General features: G+C 61.4%; 11 protein-coding genes and 1 pseudogene. 11 read left to right on the forward strand and 1 reads right to left on the reverse strand.

Annotated features, from left to right (window positions below):
- Window positions 1-392: 392 nt before the first annotated feature.
- From M5B43_RS24680 to M5B43_RS24695, 4 genes and pseudogenes are all read left to right on the forward strand, one after another.
- A complete protein-coding gene (locus M5B43_RS24680) occupies window positions 393-2,294 on the forward strand; it encodes a potassium transporter Kup (RefSeq protein WP_248752518.1) in 1,902 nt (633 codons plus the stop codon).
- A 126-nt stretch (window positions 2,295-2,420) separates the two neighbouring features.
- Window positions 2,421-3,527 (forward strand): NADH:flavin oxidoreductase/NADH oxidase, encoded by a 1,107-nt coding sequence (locus tag M5B43_RS24685; RefSeq protein WP_248752519.1) that lies wholly within the window; start codon window positions 2,421-2,423, stop codon window positions 3,525-3,527.
- 104 nt (window positions 3,528-3,631) lie between these two features.
- Window positions 3,632-3,892: pseudogene (locus M5B43_RS24690) on the forward strand (GNAT family N-acetyltransferase); the annotation flags it as partial.
- Between the two features lie 195 nt (window positions 3,893-4,087).
- Window positions 4,088-4,273, forward strand: coding sequence for a hypothetical protein (locus tag M5B43_RS24695; RefSeq protein ID WP_248752520.1), 186 nt, complete (start codon window positions 4,088-4,090; stop codon window positions 4,271-4,273).
- 50 nt (window positions 4,274-4,323) lie between these two features.
- Here M5B43_RS24695 and M5B43_RS24700 read toward each other — a convergent pair whose 3' ends face one another.
- The gene (locus tag M5B43_RS24700; RefSeq protein WP_248752521.1) at window positions 4,324-5,949 is read right to left on the reverse strand and encodes a glucan biosynthesis protein D; all 1,626 of its coding nucleotides are present in this window, start codon (window positions 5,947-5,949) and stop codon (window positions 4,324-4,326) included.
- Between the two features lie 483 nt (window positions 5,950-6,432).
- Between M5B43_RS24700 and M5B43_RS24705 the strand changes: the two genes are divergently transcribed.
- Genes M5B43_RS24705 through M5B43_RS24735 form a run of 7 tightly spaced genes read left to right on the forward strand, consistent with a single transcriptional unit; the run spans window position 6,433 to window position 14,845 of the window.
- On the forward strand, window positions 6,433-8,055 hold the full coding sequence (locus tag M5B43_RS24705; RefSeq protein ID WP_248752522.1) for a methyl-accepting chemotaxis protein: 1,623 nt from the start codon (window positions 6,433-6,435) through the stop codon (window positions 8,053-8,055).
- On the forward strand, window positions 8,055-8,567 hold the full coding sequence (locus M5B43_RS24710) for a chemotaxis protein CheW (protein ID WP_248752523.1): 513 nt from the start codon (window positions 8,055-8,057) through the stop codon (window positions 8,565-8,567). The genes M5B43_RS24705 and M5B43_RS24710 overlap by 1 nt, the downstream gene beginning before the upstream one ends.
- Window positions 8,564-9,823 (forward strand): CheR family methyltransferase, encoded by a 1,260-nt coding sequence (locus M5B43_RS24715; protein ID WP_248752524.1) that lies wholly within the window; start codon window positions 8,564-8,566, stop codon window positions 9,821-9,823. The genes M5B43_RS24710 and M5B43_RS24715 overlap by 4 nt, the downstream gene beginning before the upstream one ends.
- On the forward strand, window positions 9,820-10,521 hold the full coding sequence (locus tag M5B43_RS24720; RefSeq protein ID WP_248752525.1) for a chemotaxis protein CheW: 702 nt from the start codon (window positions 9,820-9,822) through the stop codon (window positions 10,519-10,521). The genes M5B43_RS24715 and M5B43_RS24720 overlap by 4 nt, the downstream gene beginning before the upstream one ends.
- The gene (locus M5B43_RS24725) at window positions 10,518-12,785 is read left to right on the forward strand and encodes a hybrid sensor histidine kinase/response regulator (RefSeq protein ID WP_248752526.1); all 2,268 of its coding nucleotides are present in this window, start codon (window positions 10,518-10,520) and stop codon (window positions 12,783-12,785) included. The genes M5B43_RS24720 and M5B43_RS24725 overlap by 4 nt, the downstream gene beginning before the upstream one ends.
- On the forward strand, window positions 12,782-13,792 hold the full coding sequence (locus M5B43_RS24730; protein WP_248752527.1) for a chemotaxis response regulator protein-glutamate methylesterase: 1,011 nt from the start codon (window positions 12,782-12,784) through the stop codon (window positions 13,790-13,792). Before M5B43_RS24725 ends, M5B43_RS24730 begins: the two co-directional genes overlap by 4 nt.
- Before the next feature lie 51 nt (window positions 13,793-13,843).
- A complete protein-coding gene (locus tag M5B43_RS24735) occupies window positions 13,844-14,845 on the forward strand; it encodes a PleD family two-component system response regulator (RefSeq protein ID WP_248752528.1) in 1,002 nt (333 codons plus the stop codon).
- Window positions 14,846-14,853 lie beyond the last annotated feature (8 nt).

Consider the following 14,853-nt stretch of genomic DNA (forward strand, 5'->3'; position numbering starts at 1 on the left):
ATTCTGAAAAACAGACATTAAAAAGGGTCAGGAAGGTTATCGTTCGGGCAACCCAGGGATACAAAGCCGACCTTGGGGTTAGCTTTTGCGAGGGGGGTGGACATGCCTAACCTCGGTATTGAATGACGCGCCCACCGTGAAGGGCCGAGCCGCAGACGGGCGCTTGGTGCGCCTCTGATCAATTAGTGCGCAAATCAAGCGACGGGCAACGCAGTTGACCCGCTTTATGCAGGGAAATGCGACGAGTGCTGCGCTATGCTTCGCGCCGTTGCGCATGGGTAAAGCCCTTGGGTCAATAAAACGTCTGTTACGAGAAGTAAAACAGCGCATGCTAGGGTTAGCTTAGGCGCGTTGTTTATAAAAGACCTCAGGTCAAAGGGCAGGAGTGGTTGATGGGTCAGGCAAATAGTCAGGCAGCAGGTGCCGAGCATTCCAACGCAAAGCCGATAGGCATGCTGGTGGCGGCGGTCGGGGTGGTTTACGGCGATATCGGTACCAGCCCGCTCTATACCCTTAAAGAGGTGTTTACTGGCGGTTATGGGGTCCCGGTCAATCATGATGGGGTTTTTGGCATTCTGGCGCTGATTTTCTGGTCGCTGGTCTGGGTCGTTTCGATCAAGTACGTGCTGTTTATCCTGCGCGCAGACAACCAGGGCGAGGGCGGCATCATGGCCCTGACGGCGCTCGCGCGGCGGGCGGCCTCACCGTATCCGAAGCTACGCGCGGTGCTGGTGATTCTCGGCCTGATCGGTGCGGCGCTGTTCTATGGCGACAGCATGATCACCCCGGCAATCTCGGTATTGTCGGCCGTCGAGGGCCTGGAACTGGCGTTTGATGGCCTTGAACGTTGGGTGGTGCCGCTGTCGCTGGTGGTGCTGGTGGGACTGTTCCTGATCCAGAAACACGGCACTGACCGTATCGGCAAGCTGTTCGGTCCGGTGATGGTGGTGTGGTTCCTGGTGCTCGCCGGGCTTGGTATTCATGGCATCGCGCAACATCCGGAAGTGCTCAGCGCACTGAACCCGGTGTGGGGCGTGCGTTTCTTTACGGCGCACCCAGGCATGGGCGTGGCAATTCTGGGCGCTGTGGTACTGGCGTTGACCGGTGCCGAAGCGCTGTACGCCGACATGGGCCACTTCGGCCGCAAGCCCATCGCCCGCGCCTGGTTCGCCCTGGTGCTGCCGGCGCTGGTGCTCAACTACTTCGGCCAGGGCGCGCTGTTGCTCGAAAACCCTGACGCCGCGCGCAACCCGTTCTACCTGCTGGCGCCGAGTTGGGCGTTGATTCCGTTGGTGGTGTTGTCGACGTTGGCCACGGTGATTGCGTCCCAGGCGGTGATTTCCGGCGCGTTCTCCCTGACCCGCCAGGCGATCCAGCTCGGTTACATCCCGCGCATGCATATCCAGCACACCTCCAGCGCCGAGCAGGGCCAGATCTACATCGGTGCGGTGAACTGGTCGCTGATGGTCGGTGTGATCCTGCTGGTGCTGGGGTTCGAGTCGTCGAATGCCTTGGCTTCCGCCTACGGTGTGGCGGTGACGGGTACCATGCTGATCACCAGTATCCTGGTGTCGGCCGTGATGCTGCTGCTGTGGAAATGGCCACCGGTGCTGGCGATTCCGGTGCTGATCGGCTTCCTGTTGGTGGACGGCCTGTTCTTTGCCGCCAACGTGCCGAAGATCGTGCAGGGCGGTGCGTTCCCAGTGCTGGCGGGGATCGTGTTGTTTATCCTGATGACCACCTGGAAGCGCGGCAAGGAACTGCTGATGGACCGCCTCGACGAGGGTGGGCTGCCGTTGCCGATTTTTATCAGCAGTATCCGCGTGCAGCCGCCTCATCGTGTGCAGGGCACGGCGGTGTTCCTCACTGCGCGGCCCGACGCTGTACCCCACGCGCTGTTGCACAACCTGCTGCATAACCAGGTGTTGCATGAGCAGGTGGTGATGCTGACGGTGGTCTATGAAGATATTCCGCGTGTCCCTGCCGCACGACGCTTCGAAGTGGAAGCCTTCGGCGAAGGTTTCTTCCGGGTGATCCTGCACTTCGGGTTTATCGATGAGCCCGACGTCCCCGAAGCACTGAAGCTGTGCCATCTGGACGACCTGGATTTCAGCCCGATGCGTACCACCTATTTCCTTAGCCGTGAAACGGTGATTGCCGCGCGTATCAGGGGCATGGCCCGTTGGCGTGAAAGCTTGTTTGCCTTCATGTTGAAGAACGCCAACGGCAACCTGCGCTTCTTCAAGCTCCCGGTAAACCGGGTGATCGAACTGGGCACCCAGGTCGAAATGTAAACGGCTGAACCACGGGAGCCGGCAACCGGCTCCCGCTTTCCTTCTGAACCCTGTGCAATCCACCGTTGTCGACTAGGCTCTAAGCACTGTTTGAATAGTGCCCACAGAGCCCAGAAGAGGTGCGCCATGAGTCAGCTGCTCGAACCCTACACCCTCCGTCAATTGACCCTGCTTAATCGCATTGCCGTCTCGCCGATGTGCCAGTACTCATCCGACGATGGCCTGGCCAATGACTGGCACTTGGTGCACCTTGGCAGCCGTGCTGTTGGTGGCGCCGGGCTGATTTTCACCGAAGCCACCGCCGTGACTGCCGACGGCCGCATCACCGCCCAGGACCTGGGCCTGTGGAGCGACGCGCAAATCGAACCGTTACAGCGCATTACCCGGTTTATTGCCGCCCAGGGCGCAGTGGCGGGTATTCAGCTCGCGCATGCCGGGCGCAAGGCCAGCACCCATCGGCCATGGCTCGGCAAGCACGGCAGCGTCAAGCCGGAAGACGGTGGCTGGGTGCCGGTGGGGCCATCGCCGATTGCATTTGATCCGAACCACACGCAGCCCAAGCAACTGGATGAAGGGCAGATCCAACAAGTGATTGCCGACTTTGTCGCCGCCGCCAGACGTGCATTGACCGCCGGTTTCGAAGTGGTAGAAATCCATGCCGCTCACGGTTACCTGCTGCATCAATTCCTCTCGCCCATCAGTAATCAGCGCCAGGACCACTACGGTGGCTCCTTTGAAAACCGTATTCGTCTGGTGCTCGAGGTGACCAAGGCCGTGCGCGAAACCTGGCCCCAGGAGCTGCCACTGTTTGTGCGGGTGTCGGCCACCGATTGGGTGGAAGACGGCTGGAACCCCGATGAAACCGTGGAACTGGCGCGTCGTTTGAAGGATTTGGGGGTTGACCTGATCGACGTGTCCTCCGGTGGCACCGCCGCCAATGCCGAGATTCCCACAGGCCCTGGGTACCAGACACGCTTCGCGGAGCGTGTGCGCAAGGAGTCGGGTATCGCCACCGGCACGGTTGGCATGATTACCGAGCCCGCCCAGGCCGAACACATCCTGCGTACCTGCCAGGCCGACATTATCTTCCTGGCCCGTGAACTGCTGCGCGACCCTTATTGGCCGCTGCATGCCGACGACGACCTGGGCGGGCGCAAGGCGATCTGGCCGGCGCAGTACCAGCGAGCAACGCACCGGGATCAGCCGATTCATGAGTCAGATCTCAGGGATTGATCCTTCGCCAGTGCCACATAAACCCACCCTGACCCGGTGGGTTTTTTCTTGCTCGCGGTTTACACAAGTCTGATCCTTGGTCGTCCGAAATCAGGAGACCCTCTATGCGGCAGTTGAAGTGCCTCCCTGTCAGTCACGCCGCCCGTGGTGTGGGCTTGGGCAATCGGTTGTTCGCCCTGGCGTGTGAGCATGGCCGGCAAGTGGGGGCGGACGCGTTGTATATCTCGGCGACGGAGTCGCGCAACGCCGTGGATTTTTACTTACGCCACGGTTGCCGATTACTGCAGCCACCTCATCCCGAGCTGTATGCACAGGAGCCTCATGACATTCACCTGTATCGACCACTGCGTGAGCCATTGCCGTAGGGCTTTGTTACCGGTGCGTTTTTTTAAGTTAATACTCTAAAAAAATCCCACGTGTGCCGAGATACTTTCTACGCTTAGGGTAGACCCGATTTCTGGCCCACGGAATCAGGCTGTTGGCCCACGGAGGCGTTGCGCTTCACGGGTGTTTGGAGATGGGCACCAGGAGTATTTGACTGATATCAGGAGTAACCGTCCATGGCCAAATCCTATGGCGTAGCGGGTGCGGTGGTGTCTTTTCTGAGCCGCCGGTTGTCGTTGCGGGATCGAAGGTTGAGTTCAGATGAGGTGGAGCTGCTGGTGCAATACCGGGCCTTGACCGAGAGCGATCAGATGGCAATGCGCTATCTGATCGGCGCGATGAAGACGGTGTCGCGGTTCTAAGCTGCTAGCCAGGCGCAAGCATTCCCACGCATGCGTGGGAACGCGGCTCGTCAGGTGTACTTACGCTGCTCGGGCGCAGGCGGGAAGTACTGATATAGCCAGGTTTCACTCAAGGTGCGGTCTTGGGTGCGGATAAACAGGCGCAGTTCCACCGGCTCTACGCTGTCGCTGGTCGGGTACCAGTCGAACAGAATGCGATAGCCCTTGATGTTGTCGAGCACCAGCACGCTGAAGTCTTTCACCTCACCATGGGAGCAGGTCACCACCGGCTCAATGCCCGTGCCCTGTGGTAGCCGATCCAGGCCACCGCCTTTGAAATCGACGGCAAAACGCCGTGCCCACACGGTTGGGTAATGCTCGCCGGGTGCCCAACCTTCGGTGAACCCGCCCATGCCTGAACGGGTCGCGTCCACCTGCGCCAACGGCGTGCTCACCGGTGGCAGCGCGCTCCAGTACAGCTTGTAGCCGTAGTTGAGCGAGTCGCCGGCAGCGACGGGTTTTTTCGGGGTCCAGAAGGCCACGATATTGTCCAACGTCTCGCCGGTGGTAGGGATTTCAAGCAGGTCGATCGAGCCTTCGCCCCACGCGGTGGTGGGCTCTACCCATAGGCTTGGGCGTTTGCTGTACCAGTCGACGGTGTCCTGGTAGTTGGCGAACTCATGGTCGGTCTGCACCAGGCCGAAGCCTTTCGGGTCGGTGTCGGCGAATGCGTTGAATTGCAGTTTGGCCGGATTGTTCAGCGGGCGGCAGATCCACTCGCCGTTGCCACGCCACATCGCCAGGCGGTCCGAGTCGTGGATTTGCGGGTGGATGGTGTCGCACATGCGGCGCTCAACGGTACCGCAGCTGAACATACTGGTCATCGGGGCGATGCCCAGCTGTTCGATGGCGGTGCGCGCATTGATATGGGCGTCGATAGCCATCACCACCTGGTTGGCCTGGCAGTCGATGTCGAAACGGTAGGCGCCCGTGGCGCTCGGCGAGTCGAGCAGGGCGTAGACCACGAAGCGCGTCGCGTCTTTGCCTGGGGTTTCAAACCAGAACTGCGTGAAATCGGGGAATTCTTCGCGTTTTTTCGCATACGTGTCGATGGCCAGGCCCCGCGCGGACAGCCCGTATTGGCCAGTGGAGTCCACCGCGCGGAAGTAGCTGGCGCCGAGAAATGACAGCACATCATGGCGATCCAGTTCCGGCGCCTTGAACAACTTGAAGCCGGAGAAGCCTAAGTCGCCCGTCAGCTGTTTAGTGTCCACGGTGGTGTTTGCATAGTTGAACAGCGAAGGACGGAAATGCACTTCGCGGGCCTCACGGGTCTTCGGGTCGACACTGTGCATGCGCACCGGCGTCTTGAAACCCATGCCAACGTGGAAGAACTGCACATCCAGTTGGCCGTTCAAATCCTTCCACAGCGAATGATTGCCGTCATAGCCGATGGCGTTGAAATTCTGCGGGGTCATGGTGGCCAGGGTGGGCGGCAACACCTGCTTGGTGTCTTGATAACCACGGGTAGCCAATTGCTTGGCTTGTGCCTTGAGCGACTCGAAATCAAAGGCCACGGCCTTGCCATCTGCGGCACGGTTCCCGGCCCATGCCTGCGCTGCCAGCAGGCCACTGGCCGACAAACCGGTATAAGCCGCAATGGCCATGGACGCTTTGAGCAAATTCCTGCGGTGCATAGAGACAACCTGTGGTGAGCAAATCCCGCGCCGGCCCTGGCACGTAGCGGATCAGAAATAACGGTTCGGACATGCCTTCGGCCAAACGCAACGGACAGTAAACAGACGCCGGATAGCTTAAGCGGTTCGACGAAGAAGGAAAAATGATTGATGGCGGGATGATGGCGCCACATGTGAAACAAGACGTTTCCGATACCCGTGTTGTGGCGTTTTCTCTGGACGCACTCTAGATCGCGGCTTTTGGGCGCGTGGTTTTCCGCTGGGGGGCTATGGGGCTCATGAGCCCCTGGCTTACAGGCGGAGCTGGAAAAGCAGGTGGGGCTTAACCAATAAACGTCCTCTGTAGGCAATCCGAATGCGAGAGGGGCAATCCTTCCCGCAGGTGTTTTTGCATTCTGCGTGTGCCACATCAAAAGCGTTGATAAATGAGGGCATTCGCTCAGCTATACTCCCTCCATTTGAATGGCCCTCCGAGGAATTACTGTGAAGAACTGGACCTTGCGCCAACGGATTTTGGCGAGCTTTGCGGTCATTATCGCGATCATGCTGCTGATGGTTGTGGTCTCGTATTCGCGCTTGCTGAAGATCGAGGTCAGCGAAACTTCAGTTCGAGACGACGCTGTGCCCGGGGTCTTTTTCAGCTCGATGATTCGTAGCGCTTGGGTCGACAGTTACCTGCAGACTCAGGAGTTGGTCGGCATCCATAAAAACCAGGGCCTCTCGGAAGTCGACAAGCAGGATTACAAGGGTTTCGAGGCGCGGCTTGAACAGCATATGGCCAGCTATGCGGCCACCATCAATCTGGGGATGGACCGTGCCGAGTTCGAGGCATTCGAAAAGCTGCACCAGAATTACAACCGGATTCTCGCCCAGGTCCTGGAGGCCCATCAGAGCAACAACGCAGCCGAAGCCCTGAAACTGTTCGACGAGAAACTGACACCGGCCTGGACCGCAGGCCGCATGAAACTCAATGACATCATCAACGAGAACAAACAGGTCGCCGATAACGCCACCGCTGCCATCGATGAGGCCGTATCCGCGGCGAAAATCAGCATGGGCATCTCGCTGATCCTGGCGATTCTCGCGGCCGGCCTCTGCGGTCTGCTGCTGATGCGCGCGATCATGGCGCCGATGAAGCGCATCGTCGACATCCTCGAAACCATGCGCACCGGCGACTTGAGCAAACGCCTGAACCTGGAGCGCAAGGATGAATTCGGCGCCGTGGAAACCGGCTTCAATGACATGATGACCGAGCTGACGGCCCTGGTGTCCCAGGCGCAGCGCTCGTCTGTGCAGGTCACCACATCGGTCACCGAGATTGCCGCCACCTCCAAGCAGCAACAGGCTACCGCCACTGAAACCGCTGCCACCACCACTGAAATTGGCGCCACTTCCCGCGAGATCGCTGCGACATCCAAGGATTTGGTCCGCACCATGACCGAAGTGTCCACCGCCGCCGACCAGGCATCGGTGGCGGCCGGTTCCGGGCAACAGGGCCTGGCACGCATGGAGGAGACCATGCACTCGGTGATGGGCGCCGCCGACCTGGTCAACGCCAAGCTGGCGATCCTCAATGAGAAGGCCGGCAACATCAACCAGGTGGTGGTGACCATCGTCAAAGTGGCTGACCAGACCAACCTGCTGTCCCTCAACGCGGCCATCGAGGCCGAAAAAGCCGGTGAATACGGACGCGGTTTTGCCGTGGTCGCCACCGAAGTACGCCGCCTGGCGGACCAGACGGCCGTCGCTACCTACGACATCGAGCAGATGGTGCGCGAGATCCAGTCGGCGGTGTCGGCGGGCGTGATGGGCATGGACAAGTTCTCGGAGGAAGTACGTCGCGGCATGTTCGAAGTGCAGCAAGTAGGCGAACAACTGTCGCAGATCATCCACCAGGTACAGGCCCTGGCACCGCGGGTGTTGATGGTCAACGAAGGCATGCAGGCCCAGGCCACCGGCGCCGAGCAGATCAACCACGCGCTGGTGCAACTGGGCGATGCCAGCAGCCAGACCGTCGAATCCCTGCGTCAGGCCAGCTTTGCCATTGATGAATTGAGCCAGGTTGCGGTCGGTCTGCGCAGCGGCGTATCGCGTTTCAAAGTCTGATGAGCGACCTCGCGGCTAAACGCGGCGCCGTGCCGGCGGCGAAAAAAGCGTTGTTCCTGGTGTTCCACATCGGTGGCGAGCGTTATGCCCTCAAGGCCACGGAAGTGGCCGAGGTGCTGCCGCGCCTGCCGCTTAAACCGATTGCCCACGCACCGCTGTGGGTGGCGGGTATCTTTGCCCATCGCGGGGCATTGGTGCCGGTGATTGACTTGAGTGCCCTGACGTTCGGCACCTCGGCCCAGGCCCGTACCAGCACGCGGTTGGTGCTGGTCAATTACCAACCGCAGCCCTGGCACGAAGCGCGTTGGCTGGGGCTGATCCTGGAGCAAGCCACCGACACCCTGCGTTGCGACCCCGCTGAGTTCCAGCCCTATGGCCTGGACAACCGGCAGGCGCCGTACCTGGGGCCCGTGCGGGAGGATGCGCAGGGCTTGATGCAGTGGGTCGGCGTCGCCGACCTGCTGACCGATGACGTTCGTGCGTTGCTGTTCAGCGCAGAGCTGAGCCTATGAGCAACGACCCGCGTTTCTCGGCCTTCCTGAAAGAACGTATCGGTCTGGACGTCGCCTCGGTGGGCGAGGCGATCATTGAGCGTGCCGTGCGCCAACGCTGCCAACAGGCGCACATGCAATCGGCCGAGGCTTATTGGCAGCACCTGCAACACTCCCATGACGAGCAGCAGGCGCTGATCGAAGCGGTGATCGTCCCCGAGACCTGGTTTTTCCGCTACCCCGAATCCTTCGCGACCCTGGCCCGCCTGTCCAAGACGCGCCTGGCTGAAATCAAGCATATGCGCGCCCTGCGTATTCTCAGCCTGCCATGCTCCACCGGCGAAGAACCGTATTCGATCGCCATGGCCTTGCTGGATGCCGGCTTCGCCCCCCACCAGTTCAAGGTGCAAGGCATGGACGTCAGCCCGTTGTCCGTAGAGCGTGCTCGGCGAGGGGTGTACGGCAAGAATTCTTTTCGCGGTGCCGATCTTGAATTTCGCGATCGCCACTTCACTGAAGAAGCGGGCGGTTTCCGCATCGCCGATCGGGTGCGCGACCAAGTACGCCTGCAAGTCGGTAACTTATTGGACCCGGCCCTGCTGGCCAACGAGCCGACCTACGATTTTGTTTTCTGTCGCAACCTGCTGATCTACTTCGACCAGCCGACCCAGAAGCAAGTCTTTGACGTGCTCAAGGAATTGACCCATGTAGACGGCGTGCTGTTTATCGGGCCGGCCGAGGGCAGCCTGCTGGGGCGCCATGGCATGCGTTCGATCGGGGTGCCGCAATCCTTTGCTTTTAGCCGGCATGTGGAGCCGGTCCTGCCGGAGCCTGCGTTTGTGCCAATGCCCGCGCCGACACCACTGCGCAGCGCGGCCCCCATACCGCTCAAGCCACGGCCGTTCAGCACGGTGAGTGCCCCGGTGCAGCCGGTCAAGGCGCCACACTCGGATGCAGCAGACCTGCTTGGTCGGATCGCCACGCTGGCCAACGAAGGCAAAAGCCTGGAGGCCCGTGCCGCGTGTGAGCACTATTTGAGTAGCCATCCGCCGGCCGCCCAGGTGTTTTACTGGCTGGGGTTACTCAGCGATGTGGCCGGCAGCGCCCTGGAGGCCCAGGGCTATTACCGCAAAGCCTTGTACCTGGAACCGCAGCACCCGCAGGCCCTGATGCACCTGGCCGCGTTGCTTGAATCCCAGGGTGACAGTGCGGGGGCGCGCCGTTTACAAGCGCGGGCCGCCCGTAGCGAGCGAGCTGACAGTGAGTTCAAACGATGAGTAGCCCTGACGCGCTCGACACCGCCGGCCTGGACTTGACCCTGGCCGACACCCAAGCCATCGACGATTGCTGGAACCGCATCGGCATTCATGGCGACAAGTCCTGCCCCTTGCTGGCGGACCACATCCACTGCCGCAACTGTTCGGTGTATTCCGCCGCGGCCACGCGCTTGCTGGACCGGTATGCACTGCAGCAGGGCGACCATCGCCCGCAGGCGGCTGCCGACGTCGATAACGATGTGGTCACCCGATCACTGCTGATGTTCCGCCTCGGCGAAGAATGGCTGGGCATCGCCACCCGTTGCCTGGTGGAGGTGGCGCCGTTGCAACCGATTCACTCGCTGCCGCACCAGCGTTCCCGGGCGCTCCTGGGCGTGGCCAACGTGCGCGGGGCTTTGGTGGCATGCCTGTCGTTGGTCGAGTTGCTGGGCCTGGACAACACCAGCTCCGGCGCCACGGGCGGACGCATCATGCCGCGCATGTTGATCATCGCTGCGCAGGACGGCCCGGTCGTTGTCCCGGTGGACGAAGTCGATGGCATTCATGCCATCGACGAGCGCACCTTGACGGCGGCGTCGGCCTCCGGCACCCAGGCCAGCGCGCGCTTCACCCAGGGCGTGTTGCAGTGGAAAGGCCGCAGCCTGCGCTGGCTGGACGAGGCGCAATTGTTGTCCGCCGTGACCCGGAGCCTCACATGACCCCCGACCAGATGCGCGATGCCTCGCTGCTGGAACTGTTCAGCCTGGAAGCCGATGCGCAAACCCAGGTATTGAGCGCGGGCCTGCTGGCCCTGGAACGCAACCCGACCCTGGCCGACCAGCTTGAAGCCTGCATGCGCGCCGCGCATTCGCTCAAGGGGGCGGCGCGGATTGTCGGCGTGGATGCCGGGGTCAGCGTGTCCCATGTCATGGAGGATTGCCTGGTCAGCGCCCAGGAAGGCCGACTGTACCTGCAACCCGAACACATCGACGCGTTGCTGCAAGGCACCGACCTGCTGATGCGTATCGCGACCCCGGGCAACGACGTGGGGCCTGCGCATGTCGAGGCGTACGTGGCACTGATGGCGCGCCTGCTGGATCCCTCGCAGCCGATTGCCGGGGCGGCGCCAAAGCCTGCGCCTGCGCCCAGCGTCGAACCGTTGCCCCCCGAACCCGAACCGGCAGCGCCCGTCACCAGCGAGCCGCCGCGCCAGAACAAGCGCATGACCGAAGGTGGCGAACGTGTATTGCGGGTGACCGCCGAGCGCTTGAACAGCCTGCTGGACCTGTCCAGCAAATCCCTGGTAGAAACCCAGCGACTCAAGCCCCACCTGGCCAGCATGCAACGCCTCAAGCGCGTGCAAAGCCACAGCTTGCGCGCCCTGGATACCCTGGATGGTCACCTCAAGACCCTCGATTTGAACCTTGAAGCCCAGGAAGCCCTGGCCGATACCCGCCGCCTCTTGAGTGAAGCCCAGGCGCTGCTGGCGGAAAAAAATGCTGAGCTGGACGAGTTCTGCTGGCAGGCCGGGCAGCGCGCCCAAGTGCTCTACGACACTGCGCTGGCCTGTCGCATGCGCCCGTTCGCCGATGTGCTGGCGGGGCAGGTACGCATGGTGCGCGACCTGGGGCGCAGTCTCGGCAAGCAAGTGCGCCTGGAGATCGAGGGCGAAAAAACCCAGGTCGACCGCGACGTATTGGAAAAGCTCGAAGCGCCGCTCACCCACCTGTTACGCAATGCCGTCGACCATGGCATCGAAATGCCTGAGCAGCGCCTGCTGGCGGGTAAGCCGGCGGAAGGCGTGATCCGTCTGCGGGCGTCTCATCAGGCCGGGTTGCTGGTGCTGCAGTTGAGCGATGACGGCAATGGTGTCGACCTTGAGCGCCTGCGCGGCACCATCGTCGATCGGCAGCTGTCACCGCTGGAAACCGCCCTGCGCCTGAGTGAAGAGGAACTGCTGACGTTCCTGTTCCTGCCGGGGTTCAGCCTGCGTGACAAAGTCACCGAAGTCTCCGGGCGTGGCGTCGGCCTGGATGCGGTGCAGCACATGGTTCGCCAACTGCGCGGCGCGGTCGTGCTGGAGCAGACGGCGGGGCAGGGCAGCCGCTTCCATCTGGAGGTGCCACTGACCTTGTCGGTGGTGCGCAGCCTGGTGGTAGAAGTTGGCGAGGAAGCCTATGCCTTTCCCCTGGCGCATATCGAACGCATGTGTGACCTGGCCCCCGACGACATCGTGCAACTCGAAGGCCGCCAGCATTTCTGGCACGAAGGCCGGCATGTCGGCCTGGTCGCCGCCAGCCAGTTGCTGCAGCGCCCAGCGGGGCAGAACAATGAAGACACGCTCAAAGTCGTGGTGATTCGCGAGCGTGACGCGATCTATGGCATTGCCGTGGAACGTTTTGTCGGCGAACGCACCCTGGTGGTGTTGCCGCTGGATGATCGCCTGGGCAAGGTCCAGGATATTTCCGCCGGCGCCTTGCTCGACGATGGCTCGGTGGTGTTGATCGTCGACGTGGAAGACATGCTGCGTTCGGTGGATAAATTGCTCAACACCGGGCGCCTGGAACGTATCGCCCGGCGCAGCCAGCAGGCCACCGAGGCCCCGCGCAAGCGGGTGCTGGTGGTGGATGACTCGCTCACCGTGCGCGAGCTGCAACGCAAGTTGCTGCTCAATCGCGGTTACGAAGTAGCCGTCGCGGTCGATGGCATGGACGGCTGGAACGCATTGCGCTCCGAAGACTTCGACCTGCTGATCACTGACATTGATATGCCTCGCATGGACGGTATTGAATTGGTCACACTCTTGCGCCGTGACAATCGCCTGCAATCGTTGCCGGTGATGGTGGTTTCCTACAAGGACCGTGAAGAAGACCGTCGCCGTGGACTCGACGCCGGCGCCGACTATTATTTAGCCAAAGCCAGTTTCCATGACGACGCCTTGCTCGACGCCGTGGTTGAACTGATTGGAGGAGCCCGGGGATGAGGATTGCGATCGTCAACGATATGCCCCTGGCGGTAGAGGCGCTGCGCAGAGCCTTGAGTTTCGAGCCCGCGCACCAGGTGGTGTGGGTGGCCAGCAATGGCCTGGAAGCGGTGCAGCGTTGTGCTGAGCTGACCCCTGACCTGATCCTGATGGATTTGATCATGCCGGTGATGGACGGCGTGGAAGCCACCCGGCAGATCATGGCCGACACGCCTTGCCCGATTGTGATCGTCACGGTGGACCGCCAGGCCAACGTCAGCCGCGTGTTCGAAGCCATGGGCCATGGCGCCCTGGACGTTGTCGATACGCCGGCGCTGGGCGTGGGTAACCCGAAGGATGCGGCAGCACCGTTGCTGCGCAAGATCCTCAATATTGGCTGGCTGGTCGGCCAGCGCGGCAGTCGAGTGCGTGCCGAAACTGCGCCCCAACGCGTCACCGGCAAGCGTCAAAGCCTGGTGGCCATTGGTTCGTCGGCCGGTGGGCCGGCGGCACTCGAAGTCTTGCTCAAGGGCTTGCCTCGGGACTTTCCCGCCGCCATTGTGCTGGTACAGCATGTGGACCAGGTGTTCGCCGCCGGCATGGCCGAATGGTTGAGCAGCGCCTCCAGCTTGCCCGTGCGCCTGGCCCGTGAAGGCGAGCCGCCACAAAGCGGTGTGGTGCTGCTGGCCGGCACCAACCACCATATTCGCTTGTTGAAAAATGGCACGTTAGCCTATACCGCAGAGCCGGTGAACGAGATTTATCGGCCTTCTATCGACGTGTTTTTCGAGAGTGTCGCCAGCCATTGGAACGGTGATGCCGTTGGCGTGTTGCTGACTGGCATGGGACGCGATGGGGCACAGGGCCTGAAATTGATGCGTGAACAAGGCTATTTGACCATCGCCCAGGACCAGCAGAGTTCAGCGGTATATGGCATGCCCAAAGCGGCGGCGGCGATTGACGCTGCTGTTGAAATTCGCCCACTGGCTAGAATTGCGCCCCGATTGCTGGAGGTTTTTGCAAAATGATCAGAATCTCCCGCCGTGCTGGCTTGCAGGTAGTAATTCAGGTGACTGCACATGAATGATTTACAGCTGGACGACTTCAAGACCGATGAAAATGCCGCCATGGTGCTGCTGGTCGACGACCAGGCCATGATCGGCGAAGCCGTGCGGCGAGGCCTGGCCCATGAAGAAAACATCGACTTCCACTTCTGCGCCGATCCGCATCAGGCGATTGCCCAGGCGATACGCATCAAGCCGACGGTAATCCTGCAAGACCTGGTCATGCCCGGGCTCGACGGGCTGACGCTGGTGCGCGAATACCGCAATCACCCGGCCACGGCGAATATCCCGATCATCGTACTTTCGACCAAGGAAGACCCGCTCATCAAGAGTGCGGCGTTTGCGGCCGGGGCCAACGATTATCTGGTCAAGCTGCCGGACAACATCGAACTGGTGGCGCGCATTCGCTATCACTCACGGTCCTACATGACCCTGTTGCAACGGGATGCCGCCTACCGCGCGCTGCGGGTCAGCCAGCAGCAACTGCTGGACACCAACCTGGTGCTGCAACGCCTGATGAACTCCGACGGCCTGACCGGGCTGTCCAACCGCCGTCACTTCGACGAATACCTGGAACTGGAATGGCGCCGTGCCATGCGTGACCAGACCCAGCTATCGTTGCTGATGATCGACGTGGACTTCTTCAAGACCTACAACGACAGCTTCGGCCACGTCGAGGGCGACGAAGCCCTGCGCAAGGTCGCCGCCGCCATCCGCGAAGCCAGCAGCCGTCCTTCGGACCTGCCGGCACGCTACGGCGGTGAAGAGTTCGCCCTGGTGCTGCCGAACACCTCGCCGGGCGGTGCACGCCTGGTGGCGGAAAAACTGCGCATGGCGGTGGCCGCATTGAAAATCCCGCACATTGCCCCGGCCGAAGGCGCGAGCCTGACCATCAGCATTGGCTTGTCGACCTTGACGCCGGTGCAGGGCACGGATTGCCGGCAGTTGATCATGGCGGCGGACAAAGGCTTGTATACGGCCAAGCATAATGGCCGTAATCAGGTTGGTATCGAATAATTCGAGAC

Source organism: Pseudomonas sp. MWU15-20650, assembly GCF_023242475.1.
Classification (GTDB): domain Bacteria; phylum Pseudomonadota; class Gammaproteobacteria; order Pseudomonadales; family Pseudomonadaceae; genus Aquipseudomonas.